The 5,661-nt window shown below is 61.3% G+C and carries 4 protein-coding genes; all 4 read left to right on the forward strand.

The features are described from left to right. Positions 1-449, forward strand: a 449-nt coding sequence (locus WBP53_RS03070; RefSeq protein WP_423925814.1) for a hypothetical protein, incomplete at its 5' end; no start/stop codon positions are given. A 115-nt stretch (positions 450-564) separates the two neighbouring features. Then, positions 565-3,561 (forward strand): winged helix-turn-helix domain-containing protein, encoded by a 2,997-nt coding sequence (locus WBP53_RS03075; protein ID WP_423925816.1) that lies wholly within the window; start codon positions 565-567, stop codon positions 3,559-3,561. A gap of 392 nt (positions 3,562-3,953) precedes the next feature. Next, entirely contained in the window at positions 3,954-5,111 is a 1,158-nt protein-coding gene (locus WBP53_RS03080) for a hypothetical protein (protein WP_423925818.1), read from the forward strand. A gap of 367 nt (positions 5,112-5,478) precedes the next feature. Beyond that, on the forward strand, positions 5,479-5,661 hold a 183-nt coding region (locus tag WBP53_RS03085; RefSeq protein ID WP_423925820.1), incomplete at its 3' end, for a hypothetical protein.

Genomic DNA, 5,661 nt, shown 5'->3' on the forward strand with positions numbered 1-5,661 from the left:
GCGCGATTCTCTATGGCATCACCAGTGGCGCGCTGGCAAGTGCGCATCTGCAATTCGATTCGCTATCGGTCCATGCGAGTGATGCTGCGGCGATTCCGTCTGACCTCGAATTTCTGCAGGAGCCAACGACGGCTGTTGAAAATCAGACGGTCGCACCTGCCGTAAAGATTGGTGTGCTGAATATCCTCGATCAGCCGGTACCTGACGTTACGTCGGTTACGCTGGAGATCGCTGCGGGGTCTGGGCCGCCCGGTGCCGGCCTGCTGGGCAACAACGCGATAACCGTTGGGGGTATTGCCACGTTCCACACACTGAAGTTTGATACCCTGGGGACGTATCGGCTCGTCGCGCGGAGCCTGGACGCGGTCAAGCTCGGCAACGTCGATGTCGTTGTCGAGCAGGGTGACGCGCTTTTCGTTGACGGATTCGATTCAATCGACGAAACCTGAGCCAGGGTTCCAGTGCAGGATGTTTCATGCCCAAGGGCGAGCTCTCCCTGTCGAGCCGAACACGTTCAGGTTTTTCGGCTGTTGGGGGGAACATGCTCGCAGGTACACTGCGGGCATGCGCTATCAATTCGGTGAGTTCGTCCTTGATGCTGAAACCGGTGAGCTGCTTCGCTCTGGCGAGGTGGTCGCGCTGCGTCGCCAGACTTTCCGGCTTCTGCAGCTACTGGTTGAGCGCGCGCCGGCCTTGCTGTCCCGCGATACCTTGCTTGACGAGATCTGGGGTCGAAGCGCGTTGTCACCCAACTCGGTGCCGCAGTCGGTCAGCGAATTGCGTCGTGCGCTCGGCGATGATGCGCAAGCCCCGCAGTACATCGAAACTCGCCACGGGCGCGGCTATCGCTTCCTGGCGACGGTGAGATGTGAAGGCGGAGCCGATGACGATGCTCCGGCAATCGTTTCCAGCTTGCCGGAGCCGGCCGCGGCTGAACCAGAAGCCGAATCCGCAAACATGCGTCGCTGGCCTGCCATCGGCGTGGCGGTTGCCGTATGCCTGCTGATTGTCATCTGGGCGGGTACGCGCCTTTTCCACGAAGACGCGGCCCCAGCCGTGGCCGAATCTGAGCGAGCCGGCACGCTGGTGCTCGCCGTCTTGCCTGCCGAGGCCGGGGTTCCGCCATGGGTGGCACCCGCAGCGCTGGAGCTGTTCGGGCAACATCTTGCCGATTCTAGGCTGCGGCTGCTGCGCAGTGATGCTCTCGGTCTTGCCGATGGCGGCCAGGATGTGCGCTGGCAACATCAGGCACACGACCTTCTCGGTGCCGACCATGCCGTTGGTGGACGCTGGCGCGTCGATGGCGAAGCCAACCTGGTACTCGATTTGAACGTGATCGACCTTGCGGATGGTCAGGTGCTTGCCAGTCGAAGAGTCCAGGGCGGGCAGGACGATCTGGACACACTGGTTGCCGAGGCAGGTTCGGTGATCGCGGCAGCCCTGCGCATGGCACCGCTTGATGACAGCGATAGCCGGCGCGTCATCCGCGCGAAGGACGGTTCGGATTACTGGGCAGGCTTGAGCGCGATCAACGAGGGTCACGCAGAGAGCGCGGCGATGACACTGACTGCCCTGCACGAGCGCCTCGGCAAGCCACGGTGGATGGAGGCCACATTGATCAAGGCTCATGTGCAAGCTGGTGATCGCGAATCGGCGATCGTCCTGCTTGATGGGCGTCTCGATCGCGAACAATCGCTCCCGCTGGGCGAGCGTCTTCGCCTGCAGGCCGAGTTGGCGACGCTGCGCTATCAACCCGCCGCGGCGGCGGCAGCCTACCGCGCACTTGTCGACCTGTATCCCGAAGATGTCGAAAGCTGGATTGGCCTTGTCGAGAGTGAATTTGATGCGCTGCAGGGAAATTCCGCGCGCGATTCACTTGCGCAATTGACTGCCTTGCCGGCTACACGCAATGATCCGCGACTGACCCTGCTGCGCTCCCGGCTTGCGCGACTCGACAGCGATTTCGCGTTGGCCGAGCGTGAAGCCGCAGTTGCCCGGCAGACTGCGCAGCAATACGACCTGCCCAGGCTCGGCGTCTCGGCGGCTCTGGCCCAGGCAGCGGCGATGAGCGCACAAGGCAAACTCGATGAAGCAGCGCGTCTGCTCGCGGAAGCTGATAATGACTGGTCGCCGCGCGTCGATTCGACTTCGCTGCTCGATCTTCGCCTTCGTCGCGTGCAATTGCTGCGTGAGCAGGGACACCTTGCCGATGCACAGCAAATCGTCGATCAGCTTCAATCCGGCTACAGTGCCACCTTGCCGGTTGCGCGGATCGGTATTGACGCCGCACTGGTGCGGAACTTCTCGGGACAACCTGCCGAGGCCGATGCGACGCTGCAGAGGATCAAGCCCGGGATAGATCGTCTGGGTGACCCGGACCTTTCGGTGGGTTGGTTGAATGCCGAGGGGATCGTGGCTGCCGCATTGAACGACAGCGAGCGTGCCCAGCAATCATTCTCCCAAGCGTTCGCCCTGGCCAGGACCAGCGGCTTGGCGGGGCGATATGTCGCTTTGCAGGTGAATGCCGGCTTGGCCCTGATGCGCCAGAAGCGTTTCGCGGAGGCCGAGCAGCAATGGCAACAGGCGCTCGAAACATTTGAAGCCCTTGGCGACCGCCGCGGTCAGGCCACCTGCTTCGGCAACCTGGCGGCGCTGGCATCGACACAGGGACAACTCGAGCGTAGCGTCGAGCTCAATACTCAGGCGCTTGGCCTGTTTCGCGAGCTTCACCTGACCGGACCGCAAGCGCGAACGGCCTACAACCTTGCACTCGCCGCATCGCGTGACGGCAAGCTGGATCAGGCCAGCGACTATTTCAAGGAAGCCGGCGACGCCTGGCGAGCAGACGGCCAGATCGATCTGACCCTGCGTGCAGCCGTCGGCCAGGCCGATATCGCGCTGGTCACGGCGAATTTGGAATTCGCAGCTCGCGTACTTGATGAGTTGAAGCAGGTCGAGTCTGCCGCGCCGCTCAGTCGTTCACACGTGCAGGCGATGAAGGCACAGGTCTCTCAGGCGCAAGGCAATCTTGCCGATTCGCGTCGCTTGCAGGAACAATCGCTGACCCTGCGCAAGCAGGATGGCAACAAGGGCTGGATTGCCCTGAGCGAACTCGAGCTTCAACGCAGCGATCTGCTTGACGGCCTCGACCCGGTTCGCGTGCAGATTGCGGCGGAATCACTGGCCAGACATTTTGCCGAACTCGGTGAAGTCCGCGACGAGGCCCGCGCCTGGCTGCTCGTCATCGACGCCCAGCTGACACGCAAACGCATCGCCGACGCACGTCGGACGCTCGACAAGATCAAGACCGCCAGCGAAACCTTCACCGACCGCACTCTGGCCTTCGATCTGGAATGGGCCGAAGCCTGGGTCGCCGACATCGATGAGCGAAACCTGCGCCTGCGCGCCCTGCAAAGTCGAGCCAGCGAACAGGGATATTTGCTGCAGGCCTTGCGTGCGGAGCAGGCACTCGCCCTGGCGGCGCCATTGGGTGCCAATGCGGGGGCGGGCGAATTGCCGCTGCCGCCCTATGCGCGCGGCAACAAATCCAACACGCTCTGAGGGAAGATCAAAGCTTCCCGTGTGCGCGATGTCCGGGCTCTCGCTTCCCTATCCCCTGGGGAACCTGTCTCACGCCGATGCCGCGAGCGATTTCACCCTGATCGTTAACTGCGACAGCGCGCAGATATTGAAAGCATTCTCGCCGTCCTGCAGGCGAGGCGCATGTGCACAGTCATGGGTCGATTGAGGAACGGTTCAACTCGATCGGCGCTCTGCATTTGCGGAAAGCGTACGCTCGGGATTCATGTCGTGAAATTAGTGATAAAGGCATGGCGAAAAACGGGAATCAGCAATTTCAACTTGAGCCGAGTTTCGGCTTGACGCCCTTGTCCCGACCAGTTTAGCTTTTCTGCCATGCGTCTATCGGCCAATTCAACAGGAGAATCCACACCATGAAATTCGCCCTTGCTGCGAAGACACAAAGTTGGGTCGTGGCAGCAATGATCTGTGCGGGCTTGTGGGCGCACGCTCCTCCAGCGGCCGCCCAGGCGAATCCGAGTGCTGTGACGGAATGTGCGAGCAACACCGCGATGGAGCCGTGCGTCACCAGGGCAAGGGCGATGGTCGCAAGCCAGCAGTATCGAGCAGCGGCGGATTACCTGGAGGGCGCCTGCATTCGTGGTGCAAGGGCAGCTTGCGACGAACTCTGGCCGATCCTGCTGGAGCCAATATATGGCCTGCGCGATGGTGCCCGCTTCTACTCGGTTTTCGAAGCCTCATGCAAAGCCGGTTCGATGGGGTCGTGCCAGGACGGCGCACTGGTCGCAGCCGGCGCGTCGGGGTCCGAGCACACCATCGCCTACAAGGATTATGGCCGCGTCCGTGCGTTTGGCGATCCGGGTTGCGCGCAGAATCGGATGGAGGCTTGCTACGGATTGATGTTGCTTTATTCGAACAGCGATTCGCCATATCGAAATCTCGATCAGGCGATCGTGTATGCGCGAAAGGTGTGTGACAACGGTGAATGGTCGGGCTGCACGATTGGCAGCGGGCTGATCGACGGCCTTTCGAATGTCGAGGTGGCGACGCGGTCAGCGGATCTTTACGCCTTGAACGGCGGTGCCTGCCGTGCCGGACAGGAGGCCTTCTGCAAGGGGCTGGGGAACATCGGCAAGATGGCGGGCCGGGTCGATCAATATGGCCCGCAGGATGCGTTCCACATGTTCATGGTGGATCAGGCCATCAGCGACAACAACTGGGGCGGATCCGTCGCCTATGCGGTGAATGAAGCGCGCTCTCCAGCGGCAATTCGCCATGCGATCGAGCGGGCCTCATCACTGGGCAAGATGGAGTATGTGGCGCAAAACGATCTGAGCTCGATCCAGAGTCACTACACGCAGGAGCAGGCGGGTCAGATTGCCAGTACGGAAATGGCCAGGCGCAGCGGTCTGGCTGGCCAGCAGAACCCGGCTTCGGCGCCGACGCAGGAGAGCTTTGCCGATGCAGTCGCCGAGCGAAACCGACAAGCTGACCAGGTGCGCGATGCCAATCGCGGCAAGAAACTGAGTTGCTACGTCAAGGACGGACGACGCATTTGTTCCTACAATTGACGCGGCTCTGCGAGCGGGACCGGTGTCATGGCGGTTTTCCGGTCGTGTCGTCCGGGAATGCCCGATTCCAGCTCTGAGTCGGGCTGTGCTTCTTTCGAGCGCGCGAAGACGATTCGCCTGGTAGTAGGCGACCTTGGCGAATTGCAGACAGACAAAACCCGGCGCGTGGCCGGGTTTTGTCGTAAAGCCCTGAATGATTGGTCGGGGAGACAGGATTCGAACCTACGACCTCTACGTCCCGAACGTGATTTATACGGGTTTCCTATCAGTGCCTTGGGGCTGAAACCCTTGTATTTCCGTCCTGTTGTGTCCCGGTGTGTTTCGTCGCACACTCGGTTTTGCAGACATTTTGCAGACAAGGACGATAATGCCAGTAATCAAGAGGGTACGCCTTACACGCGACATGGTCGAGAAGGCCAAGCCGAAAGCGAGGGAATACCGGCTAAGGGATTCGGATACGTCCGGGCTGAGCTTGCGTGTACTGCCATCCGGTACGCGGTCCTGGTCGGTAACATGGGGCAGGGGGCAAGCTCGCAACATCGGCAAGTTC

The organism is Dokdonella sp. (genome assembly GCF_049593775.1).
GTDB lineage: Bacteria > Pseudomonadota > Gammaproteobacteria > Xanthomonadales > Rhodanobacteraceae > Dokdonella.